The sequence below is a fragment of the Nostoc sp. CHAB 5715 genome (assembly GCF_020829685.1).
Classification (GTDB): domain Bacteria; phylum Cyanobacteriota; class Cyanobacteriia; order Cyanobacteriales; family Nostocaceae; genus Nostoc.
The window spans coordinates 1-3,038 of sequence record NZ_JAIVFR010000908.1; the positions used below are offsets into that span (position 1 = coordinate 1).

At 41.0% G+C, this 3,038-nt stretch carries 3 protein-coding genes and 1 pseudogene; 1 reads left to right on the forward strand and 3 read right to left on the reverse strand.

Annotated features, from left to right (window positions below):
- The 3 genes from LC574_RS33500 to LC574_RS33510 all read right to left on the reverse strand — a co-directional run.
- Window positions 1-811: serine/threonine-protein kinase (locus LC574_RS33500; RefSeq protein ID WP_229457896.1), on the reverse strand; the 811-nt coding region annotated here is incomplete at its 3' end.
- Between the two features lie 305 nt (window positions 812-1,116).
- Complete coding sequence (locus LC574_RS33505; protein WP_229457898.1) at window positions 1,117-1,698, reverse strand: Uma2 family endonuclease; 582 nt, start codon at window positions 1,696-1,698, stop codon at window positions 1,117-1,119.
- 141 nt (window positions 1,699-1,839) lie between these two features.
- Complete coding sequence (locus LC574_RS33510) at window positions 1,840-2,892, reverse strand: SPFH domain-containing protein (protein ID WP_306422198.1); 1,053 nt, start codon at window positions 2,890-2,892, stop codon at window positions 1,840-1,842.
- Between LC574_RS33510 and LC574_RS33515 the strand changes: the two are divergent.
- Window positions 2,873-3,038 (forward strand): annotated as a pseudogene (locus tag LC574_RS33515) (IS4 family transposase); the annotation flags it as partial. The gene LC574_RS33510 and the pseudogene LC574_RS33515 sit on opposite strands and share 20 nt — an antisense overlap.

Consider the following 3,038-nt stretch of genomic DNA (forward strand, 5'->3'; position numbering starts at 1 on the left):
GCATTTTAGATGCAACTTGGATTTTAGACTCCATACCCATGGCTTGCATAACTTCATCAGTTGATTGAAAACGGCGGTTAACAGCTTTTTGCAGCAACTTATTGAGAATTTGGGCCAAGCGATCGCTAACTTTGTTAGTAAGATATTGTTGCCAGACCCAACAATTATTAGCAATATCATATAAATCAAAAGGATAAATCTGGGTAAGTAAGTAAATACAAGTTACACCCAAGCTATATAAATCACTAGCAAAAACCGCTTTTCCCTTCGCTTGCTCTGGTGCAGCGTATTCTGGACTGCCGATAGTAGTTTCAGATGTTAGCCGCTCAATTTCTGTGACGATTTTCGCAGTGATAAAATCGACTATGACAAAATCCCCCTTCTTGGTAATTGGGGATCTACGGATGATATTGTGGGGTTTAATATCGCGGTGGATGATGTGGCGATCGCTAATAAACTGAAAAACTGGCAACACATCTTCTAAAAGTTGCCAAATCTGAGTTTCATTAAAAGCACCTTCTTCTTCAACCACCTCAGCTAAATTACTGCCTGCAATAAATTCCTGCACTAAATAAAAATGCCCATCCTGCTGAAAATAAGTTAATAATGTGGGAATTTGCGAATGCTTTCCTAATTTTTCTAGCTGTTGCGCCTTTTGTTGAAAAGTAATAGAAGTCTCGTATTCCAGCAATAATTCTTGAACGACGCAAGGAACGGGCGGAAACTGGCCCTCATCTACAGCGAGGAAGGTTTTACAGAATCCCCCTTTACCAATCTGCTTGATTAAACGATAACGTTCTTGTATCAGCAAAGTTTTTATGCCAAAATTATCAACTGTTCATGGTGAGAGACACACTCAGGTATTGTATAGGAATCGTATTTGATTTTTGAAATTATCTACATAGGCGGGGAGTGGGGAGTAGGGAATAGGGAATAGGGAATTAGGCTTTTCGAGTTGTCCCGAGCTTTTTCAGAAATCAAATATTAGTCCTATATTGTAATTAAGCCTTTGAATTCTCGTACTGGCGATCGCCCTTGCGTTACCCTGCGCGATCGCTTTTACAGTTATTAGTTAGAGACCGTTTATAAAGCGATCGCAATGTAGACTGATTATCTTTAAGCTTGATTTTCTGCATCAAATATTTGTGATACTTTGAAATTTAGTTGACCCAATTGTGGAGATACAACTAAATTACTACCAGCAAAGTTACCTATCTCAGTGTAAGTTTTGTCAGTAAGTTCTAAGATTAATATAGTTTTAGTTTCGGGGTCGATAATCCAATATTCAGGAATACCACAATCTTGATACTGCGATCGCTTGGCGATGAAATCTCTATCTCGTTGCAATTCTCCTGGACTAACCACTTCAATCACCAGTAGAGGAGGTAGCATTGACAAGCGAATAGTATTACGTTTTGCTAACTGCTGAATATGCTCTTGGCGAATAATTGTCAAGTCAGGATAACGGTTTCTGGGTTCTCCTCTGACTTCCAGTTCTAAACCATGTCCTCGAACTCGATCAATCCCTACAACCATCGCAAAAATCAGGAAAAGACGATTTGCAATCTGAACATTAGTTCCTGATTCTGGAGGCATCTCGATTAACTCTCCATTAAACAACTCATAGAGTTTATCTGAGCTATCATCATAAGATAGATATTCTTCAAAGCTTTGAAATCTATGTTTAATTTGTACCATCAGGGTTGCTCCATGATGAGTCTCAATGCAAGTTTAGCTTAATTTACCTTACCCTCCCTAACCCTCCCCCATGTATTGGGGAGGGAAGTAGATTTCCTGTTTGGGTAGGATAGCACATCTGTGATACTCTACGGGATGTTGCTAATGTTGCTTATCCACCGGAAAATTAACAATTATAGGTGGAATACCGTTTTCTGTATTTGATTGTGTTTGAGTAACTATTGGTTGTGGATGCAAAGGCGTTGGTGTAATCTCACCGTTTTTAGCAGTTTGATTCCATAAAATCAGGGATAGTAGCCCATCTACTAAGCCGTTATTGCTGCCGTTACCACTAACTAAGACATCTGGTATCAAGCGGACATTGCGATCGCCTATAATCTGCATCAGTTGCATTGCTGTATAACCTTGTGAACCTAAGGCTTCCACACCAGCTTGGTATGTCTCAGCTTTGGCGTTACCTGTGGCGCGAATACCTTCAGCCTCAGCAATTGCCCGGAGTTTTGTCCCCTCGGCTTCACCAGTCGCCTGCTTAATTTGGGCTTGGGCTTTCAAATCGGCAATCTGTACACTCTGCTCTGATTGCACCATTTCTTGCTGAATCTCAGCCAGTGCTGTCTCCCGGACAAGTTGTTGCCGTTGGGTTTGCGCCATCTGCTGAACTTCGTAAGTTTTGCGTTGTTCCTCAGCAATTTTACGTTCTGTCAGCGTGTGCATTAATTCTTCTGGTGGGGTAATCAAACCAATCAAAGAATCCACCGCTTGCACATCATAAGCACGTAAGGCAGATTTAACGTATTCGGAGGCTTCAACTTGGCGTTCGCTTCGCGCAATCAAGAAATCCAAGATAGTATACTCTTGAGCCGAGTTACGGAAATAATTCCCCACAATTGGACGCAAAACCTGATCGATGACGTTTTGCATCGAACCTAAGCGTGAAATAACTTTCGGCGCATCTGAAGCACCGATGTGGATAATTTGGAATATCTCTAAACTAAAGGTGAAACCATCAAATGATAGCAGTTTCAGCGCCTGCAAGTTTGTATCATAACCGTGCTTACCGCTAATCCTTTCAGTAAAGTTTAAGACGATATTTGTTGTTGGTACTAGCTCAATTTTCATTACCTTAGTGTTGAGCGGGTGTTTCCCAGGATACAACGGCTCAACCCAAACGCCCTTATGTCCTTGGTTTACCAAATTCCCGTGGGTGAAAGCTGCATTTGTACTCAGATAATGACGTGTATTTACTTGCAGGAGATGAAGTAGTAATTAGCAAAGCAGGTAAACAAACATATGGAGTTGATAGATTTTTCTCCAGCCTAAGTGATAAGTCAATACCAGGA